At 45.9% G+C, this 18,541-nt stretch carries 16 protein-coding genes and 1 other annotated feature; of the genes, 10 read left to right on the forward strand and 6 right to left on the reverse strand.

The features are described from left to right. Nucleotides 1-52: 52 nt before the first annotated feature. Complete coding sequence (locus DW949_RS06670; RefSeq protein ID WP_118022462.1) at nucleotides 53-985, forward strand: Rpn family recombination-promoting nuclease/putative transposase; 933 nt, start codon at nucleotides 53-55, stop codon at nucleotides 983-985. 73 nt (nucleotides 986-1,058) lie between these two features. Here the strand turns inward: DW949_RS06670 and DW949_RS06675 are convergent, their stop codons facing one another. The 3 genes from DW949_RS06675 to DW949_RS06685 are packed head-to-tail and all read right to left on the reverse strand — an operon-like array spanning nucleotide 1,059 to nucleotide 4,391. After that, on the reverse strand, nucleotides 1,059-2,003 hold the full coding sequence (locus tag DW949_RS06675; RefSeq protein ID WP_158570651.1) for a hydroxyacid dehydrogenase: 945 nt from the start codon (nucleotides 2,001-2,003) through the stop codon (nucleotides 1,059-1,061). Between the two features lie 29 nt (nucleotides 2,004-2,032). Beyond that, nucleotides 2,033-3,382, reverse strand: a complete 1,350-nt coding sequence (locus tag DW949_RS06680) for an MFS transporter (protein WP_199595783.1) — start codon at nucleotides 3,380-3,382, stop codon at nucleotides 2,033-2,035. Nucleotides 3,383-3,398: 16 nt separating this feature from the next. Further along, nucleotides 3,399-4,391: a 4-hydroxy-2-oxovalerate aldolase gene (locus DW949_RS06685; protein WP_118022464.1), complete on the reverse strand. Its 993-nt coding sequence runs from the start codon at nucleotides 4,389-4,391 to the stop codon at nucleotides 3,399-3,401. A 170-nt stretch (nucleotides 4,392-4,561) separates the two neighbouring features. Here DW949_RS06685 and DW949_RS06690 point away from each other — a divergent pair, with 170 nt between their 5' ends. Continuing rightward, nucleotides 4,562-5,518 carry a LysR family transcriptional regulator gene (locus tag DW949_RS06690; protein ID WP_118022465.1) on the forward strand — a complete coding sequence of 319 codons (957 nt, stop codon included), beginning with the start codon at nucleotides 4,562-4,564 and terminating at the stop codon, nucleotides 5,516-5,518. Between the two features lie 77 nt (nucleotides 5,519-5,595). Here DW949_RS06690 and DW949_RS06695 read toward each other — a convergent pair whose 3' ends face one another. Continuing rightward, nucleotides 5,596-6,045: a flavodoxin family protein gene (locus tag DW949_RS06695; protein ID WP_118022466.1), complete on the reverse strand. Its 450-nt coding sequence runs from the start codon at nucleotides 6,043-6,045 to the stop codon at nucleotides 5,596-5,598. A gap of 207 nt (nucleotides 6,046-6,252) precedes the next feature. Beyond that, complete coding sequence (locus DW949_RS13800; protein WP_233539516.1) at nucleotides 6,253-6,708, reverse strand: AEC family transporter; 456 nt, start codon at nucleotides 6,706-6,708, stop codon at nucleotides 6,253-6,255. A gap of 707 nt (nucleotides 6,709-7,415) precedes the next feature. Here DW949_RS13800 and DW949_RS06705 point away from each other — a divergent pair. Further along, entirely contained in the window at nucleotides 7,416-8,330 is a 915-nt protein-coding gene (locus DW949_RS06705; RefSeq protein ID WP_158570652.1) for a LysR family transcriptional regulator, read from the forward strand. Here DW949_RS06705 and DW949_RS06710 read toward each other — a convergent pair. After that, a complete protein-coding gene (locus tag DW949_RS06710) occupies nucleotides 8,301-9,485 on the reverse strand; it encodes a M20 family metallopeptidase (protein ID WP_118022469.1) in 1,185 nt (394 codons plus the stop codon). The genes DW949_RS06705 and DW949_RS06710 overlap by 30 nt on opposite strands. A 201-nt stretch (nucleotides 9,486-9,686) precedes the next feature. Between DW949_RS06710 and DW949_RS06715 the strand changes: the two genes are divergently transcribed. The 7 genes from DW949_RS06715 (at nucleotide 9,687) to megL (ending at nucleotide 18,425) form a co-directional block, all read left to right on the forward strand. Continuing rightward, nucleotides 9,687-11,258, forward strand: a complete 1,572-nt coding sequence (locus tag DW949_RS06715) for a ClC family H(+)/Cl(-) exchange transporter (protein ID WP_118022470.1) — start codon at nucleotides 9,687-9,689, stop codon at nucleotides 11,256-11,258. 278 nt (nucleotides 11,259-11,536) lie between these two features. Continuing rightward, nucleotides 11,537-12,037, forward strand: a complete 501-nt coding sequence (locus tag DW949_RS06720) for a peptidoglycan-binding protein (protein WP_118022481.1) — start codon at nucleotides 11,537-11,539, stop codon at nucleotides 12,035-12,037. A 178-nt stretch (nucleotides 12,038-12,215) separates the two neighbouring features. Then, a complete protein-coding gene (glmU, locus tag DW949_RS06725) occupies nucleotides 12,216-13,589 on the forward strand; it encodes a bifunctional UDP-N-acetylglucosamine diphosphorylase/glucosamine-1-phosphate N-acetyltransferase GlmU (RefSeq protein WP_118022471.1) in 1,374 nt (457 codons plus the stop codon). Nucleotides 13,590-13,649: 60 nt separating this feature from the next. Further along, nucleotides 13,650-14,615 (forward strand): ribose-phosphate pyrophosphokinase, encoded by a 966-nt coding sequence (locus tag DW949_RS06730; protein ID WP_059076580.1) that lies wholly within the window; start codon nucleotides 13,650-13,652, stop codon nucleotides 14,613-14,615. A 21-nt stretch (nucleotides 14,616-14,636) separates the two neighbouring features. Beyond that, the gene (pth, locus tag DW949_RS06735) at nucleotides 14,637-15,203 is read left to right on the forward strand and encodes an aminoacyl-tRNA hydrolase (RefSeq protein ID WP_118022472.1); all 567 of its coding nucleotides are present in this window, start codon (nucleotides 14,637-14,639) and stop codon (nucleotides 15,201-15,203) included. A gap of 137 nt (nucleotides 15,204-15,340) precedes the next feature. After that, nucleotides 15,341-15,564 (forward strand) — a binding site (T-box leader). 427 nt (nucleotides 15,565-15,991) lie between these two features. Continuing rightward, the gene (locus DW949_RS06740; protein WP_118022473.1) at nucleotides 15,992-16,975 is read left to right on the forward strand and encodes an MBL fold metallo-hydrolase; all 984 of its coding nucleotides are present in this window, start codon (nucleotides 15,992-15,994) and stop codon (nucleotides 16,973-16,975) included. Nucleotides 16,976-17,225: 250 nt separating this feature from the next. Then, nucleotides 17,226-18,425, forward strand: a complete 1,200-nt coding sequence (megL, locus tag DW949_RS06745) for a methionine gamma-lyase (RefSeq protein ID WP_118022474.1) — start codon at nucleotides 17,226-17,228, stop codon at nucleotides 18,423-18,425. Nucleotides 18,426-18,541: the final 116 nt, after the last annotated feature.

Below are 18,541 nucleotides of genomic sequence, written 5' to 3' on the forward strand. Positions count from 1 at the left end.
CCTTTTTTTGTTTTTTTCATGATATAATATAGAAAGGATGAAAGTATTGACTATGTATGTAATGGACAGGAAAGCCCGGTATGATATGCTGGATTCACAATTAAGTGAGCATAATTTCAATCCTATGAATGATGTCCTGTTCAAGTTTGTTTTTGGAAAACCGGAGCGGAAACAAATCACCATGGATTTTCTCAATGCCGTTGTTTCCGAAGATTTGGGTCATCCTATTTGCGACATTGTATTTGCCCCGACGGAATTGATACCGGATGGATATGACGAAAAATTATCGCGGCTGGATGTGGCCTGTACACTGGATACGGGAGAACAGGTAGATATTGAAGTACAGGTCATCAATCAGAAAAATATGCAACGGCGTACGCTTTGCTACTGGGCCAGAATGTATCTGATGTCCCTGCCGACCGGAGGAGATTATAAAGATATGAAACCCTGTATTACGGTCAATCTGTTACGGTTCAGTATACTGCCCCAGGAAGAGGCTCATTCGCTGTGGAGCGTGTATAATATACAGACGGGCGACCGGCTGAACAAGGATTTGGTATTGCATTTTCTGGAAATCCCCAAATTTGTCAGACTGCCAGTAAAACCGGTGCGGAAGATGACGAAGATGGAGAGGTGGCTGGCATTCTTTGCCAACAAACTGAATGCAGAGGAAAAGGAGGAACTGATCATGAATGATGCAGCGATTCATGATGCCATGAAAGCGGCCCGGGAATTCATGCAGAATACAACAGAACGAAGAGCATATATTAACCGGGAAATGGCCATCATAGATTACAATACAAATACCAGAGAAGCCTTTGAAGATGGTTTTGAAAAGGGAGAAGAAAAAGGGATTGAAAAAGGGGAGAAACGGCTTGGCACATTGATGCAATGCCTGATGGAGGAACATAAACTGGATGACGCCCGGCGTGCAGTACAGGATGAGGCATTCCGCAATGAATTATATAAAAAGTATGGAATTTGATATGCATAAATGATAGAAGCGCTGACAGTGAAAAATACTGCCAGCGCTTCTATTAATGCATTCAAAGATGATTTTAATGGAGTTTATTTCCTAGATTTGTAAGGGTAGGTTTGTTTTCTTTTACGCGGATAATTTCATCGACGGCACCTGTACCCATACGGGTCAGGGCTTCATATGTATTTGCACCGTTATGGGGTGTGCCGACGAAGTTGAAACAATTAAAGAGTTTATCATGTGGGGGAAGTGGTTCTGCGACAAAAGCATCGAAACCGGCACCCCAGATTTTCTTGTTTTGCAGAGCTTCATACAGGTCGGCTTCATTGACGATACCGCCACGCGAGGTGTTGATTAAGATGGTTGTCGGTTTCATCATTCCCAATTCACGTTTACTGATGAGATTGCGTGTAGCATCGTTTAAGGGAACAGAGATAGAAATGATATCACAGGTTTTGATGATATCGTCGATATCTTTTATATGATGAAATCCCATTGATTCGCATTTTTCTGTGGAAATAAATGGGTCATAGGCGTAGACATCCATATCAAAGCCAGATTTTAATTTCTTTCCGACGAGATAGCCAATATGACCGATTCCGATGAGTCCTAATTTTTTTCCTGTAATTTCATATCCTTTAAGATACATCGGTTGATTGCGTTCCAATCCTTTTTCATTATCTATATGGGCTTGCGTGATTTTACGGGCACAATCAAAAATCAGTGCAATGGCTTGTTCGGCTACGGAGTTAGAATTGGCAGTTGGTGTATTGGTTACGAGAATGCCTTTACTTTTAGCATATGGAATATCGATGTTATCTGTACCGACCCCATGTTTAGCGATAATCCGGAGTTTGGGCATAGCGTCTATTTGGTCTTTGCCAATTTTATAAGTACGGACAATGCATGCTTCTGCATCAGAGGGCGCGTTGATTTTGTCATCATCCCATGTTACAACATCCAGTCGTTCACGGGCATATGCCAGTGCATCATCAGAAATAGGATCAAAAATATATGTTTTCATCAAAAACATCTCCTCTAATAGATGGAAAACTAATTATTGTTTGGAACAGAATCGGTTTTTTGAATAGGTTCTATCATAGAAATAAGAAGGAAAACAACTAGTAACGAAATGCCAGCGAGGAAGGTAAAGACGTGATCCCATCCAAACATGTCGAGTATCAGCCCTACTGCAAAAGGACCAAACGCTCCGCCTAATGAACCGGCAGTGTTTACGATAGCCGCAGCAAATGGTACTTTATCTTTTGTAGCAATGCCCATAGGATAGGCTAAAAACATAGAATATCCAAGATTCAGGAAAGTACCTGCCAATAAAAGAAGCAAACCAAGAATAGTCATATCATTAGGTGCATATTTTAAGGAATACATCAGAAAAACAGTACTGATAGCAGTTATCAACATAACTGGTTTTCTTCGGCTATGAAATACTTTATCTGACAACGTGCCACCAATAACGTTGCCTAGAACCGCGCCAATCCATGGAGCGGAAGCAACCAATCCCACTTTCATAATGGCAAATTGTTTTACTTGTACAAGGTATGTGGGAATCCACGTCATAATGGTGTAGGTAATGGCTACAAGGCAAAAATAGCCAGCTGCATCTGCCCATACATTCCATGATTTCAGAATTTCTTTATTAGATTTTAGAGGAGCTACTAATTTTGTACGAATAATCTTATCAATAACTCCTTCAGGATGTTTTACATTGGATGAGGCATCTTTTTTTGTATCTTCCAGTGTGACAGTGGGATGTTCGATATAGTAAACTTCTGCTTCATTAACATGTTTACTGTTACGAGGGTTATCGCGAACAAATAACCACCAAAGCACTGCCAGGAAAATACCAGGAATGGCAAACACGTAAAATACAGTCCGCCAACCAAATTCAAGGATAATCCATGCACAGAGTGGGGGAACAAAAGCTGGAGCAAATTTAATCGATGATAAGTAGATGCCTGTTGCCATACCTTTTTCCTGCGTTGGGAACCACTTATTGATTGTAGCAATAGACCCAATATTAATTGGCCCTTCGGCAAGACCAAGGAGTGCACGGGCCCATTTTAGATGTAGCCCGGAATCAGCGATACCCATAATAAATGTAGCGATAGAAGTGAATAAAATGGAAATGGAGTAAAAACCTCTTACTCCTTTCTTACTATATAAATGACCAGCAGGAATCTGGATAACTGCATAGGTCAGATAGAAAAAACTGGCCATAGCGCCAATATCTGTATTGGTCAGCTCAAAACTTTTTTTGATAAATGGTACGACCATTCCAATATTGGAACGGTCTGCACCGGCTACCATATAAACACAGAATATTAATGCTAAGACAAACCAGCGATACTGAGTCTTTTTTGAGACATTCATCTTAGTTTTCATAACCTGATACCTCTCCTTAATGAATGGAACTTGCTACTTCTTCCATCAGTTCCCGGGTTGGGTTCTTCTGATTTTGTTTCGATGTTTCTACGATGAGTTTGTACAGGTCTGTACCTGTTTCTTTAGCTACTTCTTTGTAAGTGTTGACAAAGCTGGAATGACAGCCGGCATAGCCGAGAATCAGGTCTAATGGTTTTATTGGGTTATGATATCCTTCTTTTTCCATTGCAGGCATCAGTTTATCATCGATAAAGTGGAGGAGCTTGTAAAAATCATATTGCATGGCTTTGCCTTCTCTCTGGAAAATAGCCAAGGCTCCTTCGGTTGTGATATTTCCTGCACTGCGGGCCATGCCCATGAGACCACAGTCGATAAAATCTGCGCCAGCAGCTTCAGCGGCTTGGGCGTTTGCCATAGCCATTCCCAGGTTGCTATGGCCGTGGAACCCTACGGGAATAGACACAGCGGATTTCAATTTCCGGGTATATTCAGCAGCTTGTTCCGGGAACATGTAACCTGCAGAATCCATGATTGTAATGGCCTGAACTCCGGCATTTTCCAGCATAGCGGCTTCGGCGGCCAGTTCGTCTGGTGTAAGTACATAGGCTTTCATCAGGCTGTAGCGGGCTTCCAGACCGGCTCTGCGGACCATTTTGACAGCATTTACAGCCGTTTTGCCATCCCCGGCATTAGCACCGACACGGAGAAAGCTCAGACCTTTATGGGCAGCTTTGAAGATAAGTTCCTCATCTGCATTTTTGGCAGACTGGAACATGCCGATATGACCTCTTTTGACGTAAGGCTGAATGGCATCTAAGTATTCATCGTCAGTCACAGGAGAGTGTTTGCCTCCATGCTGCATACTGCCGAGGCCCGTGCAATGGCCCATTTCAATTATTGTTATATGACTGTCGAGCAGTCCTTCAATCATAAGTTTTGTCAAATCAACAGAAAAACCAGCACCAACGACATTGGCTCCATCACGAAGCGTGCAGTCCATAATTTCCATGTTCAAATCCTCCCAAGGTATAATGCTATTGCGATTTTCAGATACGTATCTTACATTGACATCATAATACAGAAAGAATTAAAATAAAAACAAATAATAAATCGATGAATTACTTATTTGATGAATAATTCGATAAAAGCATTGCTCGTATCCAGAATGGGACTGATACCATGGAAAAAGACATATTAGAAACTTTCGTAACGCTGGCAAATGTGCAAAATATTAGTAAAACCGCACAGGTTCTGTACATATCCCAGGCTGCGGTCAGCCATCGTTTGAAAAAACTGGAGGAACATATAGGGGAAGAATTGATTATTCGTAATAAGGGAGCAAAACATACTCACCTTACGGCAGCGGGAGCGCGGTTTCTGCCACTGGCCCAGAACTGGCTGAGACTGGATCAGGATCTGGAAAATTTTCAGCATCGCCCTCAAACATTAGAATTGACTATAGGAACGGTCAATAGTGTCAATAACTATTTATTCAGCGCCTTTTATAATCAGTTGAAGACGGATCCACTGGACTGGCGGTTGCATATCCGGACTCTTCATTCAAATGAGATATATGAACAGGTACGGCTTCATGTACTGGATATTGGATTTCCTCTGCGGGAACAACGGGTGCCTCATATCCGGGTGCGGAACATTCATTCTGAAACACTGATGGTAGTAAGCCGGCATAAGATACATGATAAGACCGTATTGATGCCGTCTGATCTGGACGGCAGGAATCAGATATATATAAACTGGGGGGCCGATTATGTCCATTGGCACAGTTTGTATTTTCCGTCTTACATCATGCCGAAGTTTTCTGTGGATACGGCTAAGATAGCATTTGATCTGCTCGATGATACGACATGGTTTTTTGCTCCTTATAGTATATGCTTGGAACTCCGTAAACGGGAAGACTGCTATGTCTCTGGACTGGCTGTGCAGACTCCTTCGCGGGATATGTATATGATTACTGATACGCAGATGGAAAAAATGAAGCGTCGTGAAATCATTCTATTTAAATGGAGGATTATTCATTATATCAGGCGAAAAGAAACGGAGTTTATTAATATGCTTCATCGGTTTCATATGGAAAATCAGACAGAGTATGTTTTTGAAAAGGATATGAGAAAATAAAGTAAGCAATCAAAAAAAACGGAACAGAGATGAGAAGTTGTTCTCATTCTGTTCCGGCTTTTGGCTGTATTATCCAGCTATGCTGCTGTCAGAACTCGTTCATAGGTATTGGCTGCAAAGTCCTGGAGGGTATCCAGACGGAGCGATTCTTGTTTGCCCAGGGGCGTTCTGGCGATGGATTCATCAATGTAGCTGACGTGCGTACCGGCAACCCATACATGGGGTGGCAGCAGATCGACAGCCTGACGAAGGTTTTTTGAGATTTCATCTGAATACAGGTCGCGGTGCATGGTCGCGAAAATAGCTACTTTTTTTGCATTTAGCCGCTGTAATACGGACTGGGATACGCTGTCCAATTTATAATCCAAAAACCAGATGCCAGCAAAGACGATATCGTAGTCATCAAAGTGTTCCGGGGCTTGTTCCATGGGCAGGAAATCGGTGTTTTTTGGTAATACGGAACGAATTGCTTCGGCAAATTTTTTCGTTCTGCCGGTTTGGGATGAGTAGAGTACAAGAGCCTTCATGATGGATGTCTCCTTTCTTGTATATCTGTCATTTGTTTTTTTCTATGATTACTATATCATGATTATAGCAGGATTTCTGTTACATTTGCAACATATGTTAAAAAGAAATGATTATCAATAATGAATAAAGAGATGCCAGATAATGCATATGAGGGCATGCATCATCTGGCATCTCTTCCATCACAAAAGGCGTAACAGTATAGAAAATTATATAAAGATGAGGTGACCGACAAATATGACCAGTGTCAGGGAGATGGCACTGAGAGCGGTCGTGTTCATGACGACCTGGGTTGCGTAATTGGGGTTGTTATCAAATTCCATAGCAAACATGGCCGTGTTGACGGCAGTTGGGATGGCACAGTAGATGAGGAAGACGATGGCTCCGACGGCCGTGAATGTACCGGGGACGAGTGCATTGGCAATAAAAATCATGGCCAGGCCGATGGCGGGCATGATAAAGAATTTTAAGATGCTGATTATCCAGACATCGGGATTCAACCATTCGATTTTCGTTTGTGATAATTGCACGCCAATGGTAAACATTGCGACTGGTGTGATGGCCTGACTTGACATTTCCATAATAGGCCAGAAATAAAAATTTTCTGCATGCAGGCCGAGATACCGGGTTAGAACAGCCGCCGCGAATAAATAAATAATTGGCATTTGAAACATTATTTTTAAAGTGTCCCGTGCGGTAAGTCTTCCGCGCCCGGCCTGATAAAGACCTAGTGTATTGAGGCTGACACTCTGAACTACATAAATTATGATCCAGACGACCATCGCCTCATCCAGATATGGCGTCTGGCCATTTACAATAAATGGTTCATGAGAAAAGACCAGAATAATTAATGCGACGCCAAGGTTGCCAGTATTATTGAACATCAGCGCATTCCGGCACGATTCAATCATTCCAGCATCGTAATGCCTCCATCGGCTGACAATATTGGCAAGGACAAAGGAAATAAAGAGCAGTATAAATACACAGAGTAAGATGTTTATACTATTGCTGGGAAAGTTAGTTTTGTAAATATTAGTAAAAATAAAACTGGGAATAATGAGAAAAAATAACAGTTTAGACAGTGGTTTGACGTCGATGTGAAATTTCCTGTCCACGAGGTAGCCTATGAGTACCAGCGTAAACAGAGGCATCATCGTATGTTCAAGGATAAAAAGGAAAACCATAGTAGAACCTCACTTTGGATAAAAACATTTGGAATCATATGATTTCCTACTATACGAAACTTTAGTGATTTTGTAAAATAGTAAATATTAAACGAATATATCGTAAATTGGAATAGGAATAGAAATGAAACGGAATATATACGTATTGCTATTTACTTATGGAATATAAAACGGAAAGGGCGAACCGGATGTATACGAATGAAGATTTGCAAATTTTTGTTGATCTATCTCAGACCCTCAGCTTTTCTCAGACAGCACGCAATCTCCATTTATCCCAATCGACAGTGAGTAAACGGATAAAGGATCTGGAAACGGCGTTACAGGTCGTCTTGATAGAGCGTGGCCAGGGAATGAAATCCCTGCGCCTAACACTGGCTGGTGAAAACTTTCTCACCATTGCCAATGAAATGCTGTCCTTGTGGAAAGATGCCTGCCATCTGGGAAGGGGACGCTGGCAGTCGTCCTTTACGATTGCGTCTCTGAGCAGTCTGAATATCCAGGCGATTCCGAGCATATCGGATTATCTGCATGAACATATACCGACTACGCATTTACACGTTATGACATCTCATTCGGGACTGATTTATGATCTGGTGGAACGCCATCAGGCAGATTTGGGATTTTCTCTCATTGCACGGGAATATCAGAATACGCTGGTAGAAAAATGGTTCAGTGAGCCCATGGTCGTGGTCCGGCCGGCGGGAACAGAGATTTTCAGCCCTGTCTGCAGCCCCAGAGACCTGCCACAGGAAATGGAAATTTATAATTACAGCGGTATTAGTTTTCAGGCATGGCATGATGAATGGTGGGCGCCGGTCAATAATAGTTATATCAGCCTGGATAATGCCAGCTTGATTCCTCTTGTCTTGAATAAGCCCGGACAGTGGTCGGTCGTACAGATTTCTATGGCAAAAAAACTGGCGGCTACCGGCCGGTATATCATACAGAAACTGACCGATCCTCCGCCAGACCGTGTGTATTATCTGGTAACCCATCTGCATCCGACACAGACGGCAGCCCGCATTTTATCGGCATTACGGCCGTGTCTGCAATCGTTTGCCGGCCAGGAAGAATCAGCCGGCAAAGTAATACACGAGGGTTAGCATGCTTTCAGCCATATACTGCAGTGCATGGCTGTCCCAGTGGAAATCCGGGTTGTGACCGAATACAGGTTCTGTATCATAGATACCTGTGTAATAAAAACAGGAAGGGACGGCCGCGCTGAAATAGGCGAAGTCTTCAGAGCCGGAACCGCGTTCCATCGTAATCAGCTGGATGCGGTCTGCCATATGACGGCGCAGGATGGATTCGACGCGGGATGTGACGGTGTCATCATTTATGCATACCGGGGAAAAGGGAACGACATGAAGCTGGCAGGTGCCACCGTAAATCGTTTCACAGGCAGTCAGGATATGCTGTAGTGTTTCCAGGATATCCTGACGTTTCTTTTCATTATATGTGCGCAGTGTGCCTTTGAGTTCTGCTGTATCAGGAATGACATTGGGATTGTGGCCGGACTGGAACTGGCCGAATGTAAGGACAACGCCGTCACCGTCAGCCCGTTTGTGGTACACATAGTCCTGAATCTGGGAAATAATGGATACGCCCATCTGGATGGGGCTGATGCAGTCTGATGGCCGTGATCCGTGCCCGCCTTTGCCATGAATCGTGATGGTGAAATCATCGCAGGAAGCGGAGCACTCTCCGTGGCGCAGGCCGATATATCCCTGGGGCAGCCCGCCGGCGACGTGCAGTCCCAGCGCATAATCAACAGAAGGATTATGCAGTATTCCTGCTTCTATCATGCGGGCGGCACCGCCGTTTCCTTCTTCGGCCGGCTGGAATGCAAGGCGGACAGTGCCGCGCAGGCAGTTCCGGTGAGCCTGGAGGATACGCGCGACGCCGAGAAGGTTGGCTGTGTGGCCATCGTGACCACAGGCGTGCATCACACCGGGCGTCTGGGAGGTATAGGAACAGGTATATTGCTCTGTCAGGGGCAGGGCGTCCATGTCGGCACGAAGCAGCAGGACCGGACCGGGCAGTGCCCCGCGGATGAGCCCTGTGACGCCTGTATCAGCAATGATGCGGGCATCTTCTATGCCTGCTTTCTGGAGTTCACGAAGGACCGCCTGGCTCGTTTCGCGTTCCTGACCGCTCAATTCGGGATGAGCATGGAAATGTTCACGCATGTGGATCATATAAGGTAATTCATGTAAAACAGCAGATTCAATATCAAAATCGGGCTGGTATGTATGCATGGTATGGGCCTCCTTGTTATAGGGAATGTCATGACTATTCACCGCTTAAAGTCTTTGTCTCTTATAATATATATACTATAATATATTGCATCTTTTATGCGATGATGTGCTCTTGTCGTTCATTATACCATGATAGGTGGCAGAAAATAATCAAAATTGAAAAAATATGATATACTGACCATATATAGGGAGGTTGGCATCATGCAAGGCAAAATAGATATTATCCCGGTTATCCGGAATTTAAATCACTGGCCCCGGTTCCGTCTGCGCCTGTTTGTGGAAGGTGCATGGGTAGGTCTGCTCAGTGGCATCGTCATCAGTTTCTTCCGCTGGTGCCTGGAAGCGGGAACCCGGCTTCGTGAGCAGGTATATGCCCTGCTGATGCAGGCGGGGTGGGTGGAAAATACAGTATGGTTTGTGTTCCTGCTGATGGCAGCGTACGTGTTATATCGTCTGAAACAGCATGAGCCAGAAGCATCTGGCAGTGGTATCCCACAAGTAAAAGGAATCATTCTCGGTGTCGTGCGGCTGCGCTGGCTGAGGGTACTCTGGGTCAAGCTGGCCGGCGGTATACTGGGTATCGGTCTGGGGCTGTCGCTGGGACGGGAAGGCCCGTCTATACAGCTCGGCGCCGTTACGGCCCAGGGGATGAGCCGCGCTCTGGGGCGGTCGCGCATGGAAGAACGGTATTTGATTACGGCAGGGGCCAGTGCCGGTCTGGCAGCCGCATTCAATGCGCCACTGGCAGGTGCCATTTTTGCTTTGGAAGAACTCCACCGGAATTTTTCCAGCGTCGTCCTGGCTCCGGCCATGGCGGCGGCTCTGGTTGCAACGATGGTCAGCCGTGTAGTATTTGGCCGGGATCCGATTTTCCATTTTGGCATGCTGCCGCCGTTCCCGTTACGGTATATGTGGCTGGCTGTTGTATTAGGAATCATTATTGGCGCAGCCGGTGTCATTTTCAACAAAGGTCTTCTCAATATCAGCCGTTTTTACGCATTGTCTGTGTTTCGTAATGATTATATGCGCATTGCCTTTGCTTTGGTAACAGCCGGTATATTGGGATATGTTTTCCCTCAGATACTCGGCGGAGGCAATGACCTTATTAACAGCCTCTACCAGCTGCCACTGTCGCTGACCCTGTTTCTTACGCTCCTTTGTGGCAAATTCCTGTTTACGCTTATCAGCTATGGATGTGGCACGCCGGGGGGATTTTTTCTTCCCATGCTGGTACTGGGAGCATTATGCGGTGGCAGCATAGGTATCCTTCTCGTACAAATGGGAGTCATTTCCTCGTATTACCTGACGAATATCATTGTCATTTCCATGGCGGCGTTTTTTGCAGCATCTGTTCATTCGCCGGTTACGGGGACAATCCTGATTATGGAAATGACGGCATCATATGAACATCTCCTCGTACTTTGTACAGCGTCTATGATTGCTCTGGCTACGGCACAACTCCTGGGAGGGCAGCCGATTTATGATACGCTGCTCAAACGGTCTCTTACTACGAGACATAAAGTGCTTCCTGCAGAAGAACGGCGTAATATTCTGGAGCTGACTATCAGTAGTGGAAGTGCTGTCGATGGAAAATATATTGGCCGGATTGACTGGCCGGATCACGTTGCCTTAGTCGATATTAAACGGGGAACAGAAGAAATTATTCCCGATTATCATACCCGTTTATGTGCCGGAGATTACCTGTATGTCCTGACGGATTCCGTCGAAGCGGCAGAAAAAGTCCGGAACTTGGTAGAACACGAAAATGCATAATAATTATTAAAATTAGTACCTGGTAATAAAAAATATGATTAAAGTGTGACAAATAAAGGATGATAAAGAGTGAGCAGAGAAAGAATGAAGTATAAATAGACAAAAATCGATGCATAAATACGTATTTTTTTGACTTATTGTGCCATTTTTGCTATAATTTTGTCGATGTGATTTTTTGATGTTAGCAAAGAGGTGGTTTTTTGAAGAAACGAATAGTCTTCTTACTCACAGCTTTATTTGTTTTTGCATTTTCTTCGCTTGCGTCTGCGAACGTAGAAATGGGAATGACCGGCTCTGTTGTTCAGAGTGTGCAATATATGCTCATTGACACTGGATATTTATCTGATGGAGCAGATGGTGTGTTTGGCAGTGGTACACAAAGTGCTGTGCGTCGCTTTCAAGCAGATCATGGGTTAGACGCCGACGGAGTTGTCGGAACACAGACGATGCAGGCCCTGGCTGATGCCAGCGGGCGCGAAGTGCCTGAAGAAAGTGGTTCATACCAGTACAGCATGGTGATGGATGCTACGGCTTATACGGCAGATGATCCGGGAAACAGTGGTATCACTGCAGGAGGTCACCGGCTGACCCATGGCCTCGTTTCCGTTGATCCCGATGTTATTCCGCTGGGAACGCGGCTGTATATTGAAGGATACGGAGATGCCATTGCCGATGATACGGGCGGAGCCATTGTTGGCAACCGTATCGACCTGGGGATGGATGACCGGGAAGAAGCTTTGAATTTTGGCAGACAGAATGTCGTTGTCCATGTTTTATAAATTGATAGAGTGAGAAAAGGAGAGGTGTCACCCTCTCCTTTTTGCATGTCAAAGAAGCATAAGAGAATTTACTAATTTGTGGCAATTTTTTGTAAAATTGCTATGTATTTTAGGCAGTGTTTGTGTTATTCTAGAAAGACATGGTAAAGTTATTTAACACCAGGGAGGCTAAGGCTGAATGAAAGACACGATTGCACTTATCTTGGCAGCAGGCAAGGGGACGAGAATGAAGTCCCGTCTTCCCAAAGTTCTGCACAGAGTCGGCGGGGTGCCGATGGTAGAACAAGTCCTGCGGACCGTAAAAGCAGCTGGTACACGGCGGCAGATTGTCGTAGTCGGTTTCGGCGGCGAAATGGTACAGGAATATCTGGGCAATGAAGCAGAAACAGTGATGCAGAAAGAACAGCTCGGAACAGGGCATGCTGTCCTGCAGGCGGAAGCACTGCTGAAGGATGAACAAGGCACGCTGCTTGTTACTTGTGGCGACACGCCGCTGGTTACGAAAGACACGTTTGCATCTCTTCTGGACTGGCATGAAAAGAGCGGTGCTGCGGCTACGATCCTCACAGCGCATATGCCGGATCCTACCGGTTATGGGCGGATTATCCGTGATGAAGCCGGTCAGGTGGTAAAAATCGTCGAACAGAAAGACGGGACACCGGAAGAACTGGCCGTCGATGAAGTCAATGCCGGCATATACTGTTTTGATTTGTCTTTACTCTGGCAGATGCTGCACAACGTAAATAATAACAACGCCCAGGGTGAATACTATCTGACGGATATTATCGGCATGCTGGTGAATGCAGGAAAGATAGTCAGTGCGTTTGCCGCTCCTGATTATAAAGAAACGCTGGGAGTCAATTCCCGGCAGCAGCTGGCGGCAGCAGAACAGGTCCTGCGCAGCCGCAAGCTCGACGAATTGATGACCGATGGTGTTTCTATTATCGACCCGGCAAATACCTATGTAGATACGACGGTAGTAGTAGGCCGGGATACGGTCCTGTATCCGGGAACGATCCTGGAAGGAAATACCGTTATCGGCGAAGACTGCCAGATAGGGCCATACGTCCGCATGACAAACGTGCAAATGGGCTCTCACGATCATTTACAATTTACCTATGCCCATGACTGCCAGATCAAGGATGGATGTGAAATCGGGCCGTTTGTCCATTTCCGTCCCAATACGGTGATTGGCAATCATGTCAAGGTTGGCAACTATATGGAAGTAAAAAATTCAAACGTCGGCGATGGTACCAAACTGCCGCACCTGAGCTATATCGGCGACAGCGATGTCGGCAGCGGCGTCAATATTGGCTGTGGAACGATTACCGTCAATTACGATGGCAAAATCAAACATCGCACGACCATTGCAGATCACGCCTTTGTGGGATGCAACAGCAATCTCGTGGCACCTGTTTCTATTGGTGCCTATGCCTATGTCGGCGCTGGCTCGACGATTACCAAGGACGTTCCGGCCAAAGCTCTTTCTGTAGGGCGGGCAAGACAGCGCAATATCGAAGGCTGGGTAAAAGACGACACATATAAGAAATAACCAGTAAGTTCCATTGGTACTGCTGTTATTATATTTCACTATTTAATTAGGAGGCTCACCATGAGTTACGAAGACGGGAAAAAGCTGAAAATTTTTACAGGTAACGCCAATCCGAAACTGGCAAAAGAAATTGCAGACTATCTTGGCCTGGAACTGGGCAAGGCTTTTGTCGGCAAATTCAACAACGGTGAAATTCAGGTCATGATTGATGAAAGTGTCCGCGGCAAGGATGTTTTTGTTATTCAGCCTACATGTCAGCCGGCCAATGATACGCTGATGGAATTGCTGATTATGGCAGATGCTCTGAAACGTGCTTCGGCCCGTCACATCACGGCAGTCGTACCGTACTACGGATATGCCCGTCAGGATCGTAAGACCCGCGGCCGTGAACCGATTACTTCCAAATTAGTGGCTGACCTGATGACGACTGCCGGCATTACCCGTGTCGTTACGATGGATCTCCATGCCGGTCAGATTCAGGGATTCTTTGATATTCCTGTCGATCATCTCGGCTCTGCTTCTATTATTGCTAAATATATCAATCAAAAGAAAGCAGAATGTGATATGGGCGATATCGTCGTCGTTTCCCCGGACCTTGGCGGGGTAACCCGTGCCCGTGATCTGGCTGACCGCGTCAATGCTCCTATTGCTATTATTGAAAAACGCCGTCCCCGTCCGGGCGTTGCGGAAGTCATGAATGTCATTGGTGATATCAAAGGTAAGACCTGTATCCTCGTCGATGATATCGTAGATACGGCAGGTTCCTTGTGCGGCGGAGCCAAGGCCCTGAAAGAAATGGGTGCTGCCCGTGTGTATGCTGCCTGTGCCCATGCCGTCCTTACGGATCCTGCTGTAGACCGCATTAAGAATTCGGTTATTACGGAACTGATCATTACGAATACGATTCCTCTTCCGGAAGAAAAACAGATTGACAAGATTAAAGTCCTTTCGGTAGCGCCGCTTCTCGGCGAAGCAATCATGCGTATCTTCCATGACGTATCGGTCAGCCGTCTGTTTGATAAATAAGAGGCAGGTATAAGCGTGCACATGATAGTGGGTCTGGGGAATCCGGGCCGGGAATATGAAAAATCAAAACATAATACAGGTTTCCGGGTCATTGATGAACTGGCATCACGACTTGGCGTTACGGTCTGGCGCAGCCAGATGGATGCTCTGGTAGCCCAGGCGATGAATGACGGCGAGAAGATATTGCTGGTCAAACCCCAGACGTATATGAATAACAGCGGAGCTGCTGTAGGGCCGCTCATGCGCTGGTACAAACTGGATGAAACTGATGTCTATGTCATATATGACGATATGGATCTGCCTGTAGGCCGGCTGCGTATCCGGACCAGCGGCAGTGCCGGAGGTCACAATGGCATCAAGAGTCTTCTGGCCCATGGCTGTGAACGGTTCATCCGGTTCCGCGTCGGCATCGGCCGCCCGCTGCCCCATCATGATGTCGTAGATCACGTTCTGACGCCCTTTCCAGACGAACTGGTGCCAGAATATGAAGAAGGCCTCAAGAAAGCAGCAGACGCCGTTCTGGGCTGTTTGAAGCTGGGTGTAGATAAGGGGATGAACCGGTTTAATCCCCGGAAGAAAAAAGAATAAAGCAGGAACGCACTGATTAAACGTTTAATTTAAGCAAAATGGCAAAAAACTAAAATAAAGGCCTTGACAGGAAATGAATTTTCGTAGATAATGTATTCAATCTTTCCTATAGGCATATATTTTAAAGATACATGCCACGAAATGCTATGATAGGGTAAAGGGTATGATTTGTATTTTCTGACAGAGAACCGGCGGTTGCTGAGAGCCGGGGGAAAATCAGTATATCCGACTTCGCCCGGGAGCAGCTGTGCCGAATTTTTTTCTAGAGAAACAGGAGGTACAGACGTGATTCCGCGTTAGAGACGTCTCATAAGACACTGAGTATAATATCAGGGTGGTACCGCGATACATCGCCCCTGTTGCATATGACATGCAGCAGGGGCTTTTTTTATTGCAGACAGGGAAAGAGATGCCATTGCATCTGGGGAGATCAAATGGCACAGAGAACCGGCCGGACAAGCTGTGGGGGCAGTGAGAACGGCTGCATATGGGGGTATGTAAAGGCTCTCTGTAAGAAGAAATAATGCGTAGATTTACATCGGTTCGTGATAACCGCCGCATAGCGGCATGGGGGAGTATAGTTGTAGGGGGATTGGTAAAGGTTTGCTTTTAAATTAGATATGTATTTTGCATCGTGTTATTATTTTTATGTATTCCTGAAGGTAAAGTTGTTGACACTCTTTTACACAGGACAAAACACCAGAAATGCGGACAGCTTAGGATTGTCCGTGTTTCTGGTGTTTTGTGTTATAATTAGATGATATTCCAGAGATAAGGAGTTTTATATTATGATTGAACATATATGCGCAGAACCGGATATATACCGCATCGAAGTACCGTTGCCCCACAATCCGCTGCGGTACCTGAATTCCTACGTCGTACGCGGCAGAGACCGGTTTCTGGTCATTGACACAGGGTTCAACCGGCCGGAATGCCGGGAAGCACTGTTTTCGGGACTGACCAGCCTTCATGTGGACCTGGCCCGGACCGATTTATTTCTGACACATCTCCATGCCGATCATACAGGGCTTGTAGGAGATTTTTCCCGGTCAGGAAGCCGGATTTACATGCACCCCGATGACTATCAGTACCTTGTCGATTCAGCCGATGGCAGTACCTGGCGATATGCGGAGGAAAAGTTTATGGCTGAAGGGATGCCGCCGGAAGAGATAAAAAACCAGTTTTCCAATCAGGCACGGAAATATTCGCCGGACCCGTCTTTTACGGTACGGGCCGTACGCGATGGCGAACGGATACAGCTGGCTGGTACGGAGTTCCAGGTCATTCATACGCCGGGCCACACAAAAGGCCTGTGCTGCCTGTATATACCGGAAAAAGAAATTATATTTACCAGTGACCATATTCTCTTCGATATTACGCCGAATATTCAGTATTGGTATCATATGCCTGATGCGCTGGAACGGTATCTGCAGAGCCTGGATAAGGTATATGACCTGCCTGTACGGCTGGCCCTGCCAGGACATCGCAAAGGAGATACGTCTATTGCCGGCCGTATCGATGCCTTGCGGAAGCATCATGCCAGACGCCTCGACGAAGTGCTGCAGGCCGCTGCCACGCATCCGGGAGCGACAGCCTTCGAACTGGCGCCCTGCCTTTCCTGGTCTATGCGGGGCAAGTTGTGGGCTGAATTCCCGCCGACCCAGAAATGGTTTGCTATGGGAGAAACACTGGCCCATATTGAATACCTGCTTCACCACGGAAAACTGAGTCGTCAGGAAGTTGGCGGAATGTACCGGTACTACATCGTATAACGTAATAAGTAACTATCAACTGCACTGCCTCAATGGAGTGCAGTTTTTTTGCGCTGGAATTTATATAGTTTAAAACTATGTAATAGTACGAGTGATACGTATTATACAAAGGGGTGGCATTATGTTACACTTACATTGTCAAGAGGAAACGAAATAAAAACAAGAAAATATAGTTTGTTTATTAAAAGCTGTATAGCTTTTGAATAGTGTTATATATTATCATTCTATATAATTTAAGGAGGAAATTGTAATGGAAAAAGAAATGTTGAAGAAAATGGGTTTTGCTACACAGGCTATTCACGCAGGTGCTATGAAAAATGAATTCGGTGCACTGACCAACCCGATTTATCAGTCTTCCACATTCGTATTTGATTCGGCTGAACAGGGCGGTGCCCGCTTTGCTTTAAAAGAACCGGGCTATATTTATTCCCGTCTCGGCAATCCTTCCGATACACAGGTTGAAGAAAAAGTTGCTATGCTCGAAGGCGGCGAAGCCTGCTGCTCCGCAGCTTCTGGTATGGGTGCTATCTCTTCCGCTCTCTGGACACTGCTCCATGCAGGTGATCATGTAGTAGCCAGCGATACGCTCTATGGCTGCACATTCGCTCTCCTGAACCACGGCATGACCCGCTATGGCGTAGAAGTATCCTTCGTCGATATTACTGATATGGATGCTGTCAAGAAAGCTATCAAACCGAATACCCGTGTTATTTACCTCGAAACACCGGCTAACCCGACACTGAAGATTTCTGATATCGAAGGCATCAGCAAGATGGCTCATGAAATGGGCGATATCACAGTCGTAGTTGATAACACCTTCTGCTCGCCGTACATCCAGAAACCGTTATCCCTCGGCGCTGACGTAGTTGTTCATTCCGCTACTAAATATCTGAACGGCCATGGCGACGTTATTGCCGGCTTCGTAGTTGGTTCTCAGGAATACATCAACAACGTACGTCTCTTCGGTATCAAAGATATGACTGGTTCCGTACTCAGCCCGTTTGACGCATTCCTTATTGCCCGCGGCATGAAGACGCTGGCTCTGCGTATGGAAAAACATTCGGCCAACGCTATGAAAGTTGCTGAATTCCTCGAAAGCCATCCGGCTGTTGCAAAAGTCAACTATCCTGGCCTGAAGAGCTTCCCGCAGTATGAACTGGCTAAGAAACAGATGCGTCTGCCCGGTGGCATGATTTCCTTCGAACTCAAAGGTGGCAGAGAAGAAGGCGCCATCGTTATGAACAATGTCAAACTGTGCAGCCTGGCAGTATCTCTCGGCGATGCTGAAACATTGATCGAACATGCTGCTTCCATGACGCACTCCACCTACACACCGGAAGAACTGAAAGCTGCCGGCATCAGCGAAGGTCTGGTACGTCTCTCCGTAGGTCTGGAAGATGCTGATGATATCATCGCTGACCTCAAACAGGCTCTCGATCTGATTAAATAATATTGGTAATGCAGACAGAATCCCACTCTGATTAATTGCATAACGCTAAGGGAGGCTGCAGCAAAATACATTGATATGCTCCCCCTATGAGAGACAGTAAAAAATAAAACTGTCAT

The organism is Megasphaera sp. AM44-1BH, assembly GCF_003467125.1.
In the GTDB taxonomy this organism is placed as follows: domain Bacteria; phylum Bacillota; class Negativicutes; order Veillonellales; family Megasphaeraceae; genus Megasphaera.

Bases quoted from the DNA above. Each gene is read 5' to 3' on its own strand.
- DW949_RS06670 (WP_118022462.1), top strand. From the start codon at position 53: ATGTATGTAATGGACAGGAAAGCCCGGTATGATATGCTGGATTCACAA.
- DW949_RS06675 (WP_158570651.1), bottom strand. From the start codon at position 2,003: ATGAAAACATATATTTTTGATCCTATTTCTGATGATGCACTGGCATAT.
- DW949_RS06680 (WP_199595783.1), bottom strand. From the start codon at position 3,382: ATGAAAACTAAGATGAATGTCTCAAAAAAGACTCAGTATCGCTGGTTT.
- DW949_RS06685 (WP_118022464.1), bottom strand. From the start codon at position 4,391: ATGGAAATTATGGACTGCACGCTTCGTGATGGAGCCAATGTCGTTGGT.
- DW949_RS06690 (WP_118022465.1), top strand. From the start codon at position 4,562: ATGGAAAAAGACATATTAGAAACTTTCGTAACGCTGGCAAATGTGCAA.
- DW949_RS06695 (WP_118022466.1), bottom strand. From the start codon at position 6,045: ATGAAGGCTCTTGTACTCTACTCATCCCAAACCGGCAGAACGAAAAAA.
- DW949_RS13800 (WP_233539516.1), bottom strand. From the start codon at position 6,708: ATGCCAATTATTTATTTATTCGCGGCGGCTGTTCTAACCCGGTATCTC.
- DW949_RS06705 (WP_158570652.1), top strand. From the start codon at position 7,416: ATGTATACGAATGAAGATTTGCAAATTTTTGTTGATCTATCTCAGACC.
- DW949_RS06710 (WP_118022469.1), bottom strand. From the start codon at position 9,485: ATGCATACATACCAGCCCGATTTTGATATTGAATCTGCTGTTTTACAT.
- DW949_RS06715 (WP_118022470.1), top strand. From the start codon at position 9,687: ATGCAAGGCAAAATAGATATTATCCCGGTTATCCGGAATTTAAATCAC.
- DW949_RS06720 (WP_118022481.1), top strand. From the start codon at position 11,537: ATGGGAATGACCGGCTCTGTTGTTCAGAGTGTGCAATATATGCTCATT.
- glmU (WP_118022471.1), top strand. From the start codon at position 12,216: ATGAAAGACACGATTGCACTTATCTTGGCAGCAGGCAAGGGGACGAGA.
- DW949_RS06730 (WP_059076580.1), top strand. From the start codon at position 13,650: ATGAGTTACGAAGACGGGAAAAAGCTGAAAATTTTTACAGGTAACGCC.
- pth (WP_118022472.1), top strand. From the start codon at position 14,637: ATGATAGTGGGTCTGGGGAATCCGGGCCGGGAATATGAAAAATCAAAA.
- DW949_RS06740 (WP_118022473.1), top strand. From the start codon at position 15,992: ATGATTGAACATATATGCGCAGAACCGGATATATACCGCATCGAAGTA.
- megL (WP_118022474.1), top strand. From the start codon at position 17,226: ATGGAAAAAGAAATGTTGAAGAAAATGGGTTTTGCTACACAGGCTATT.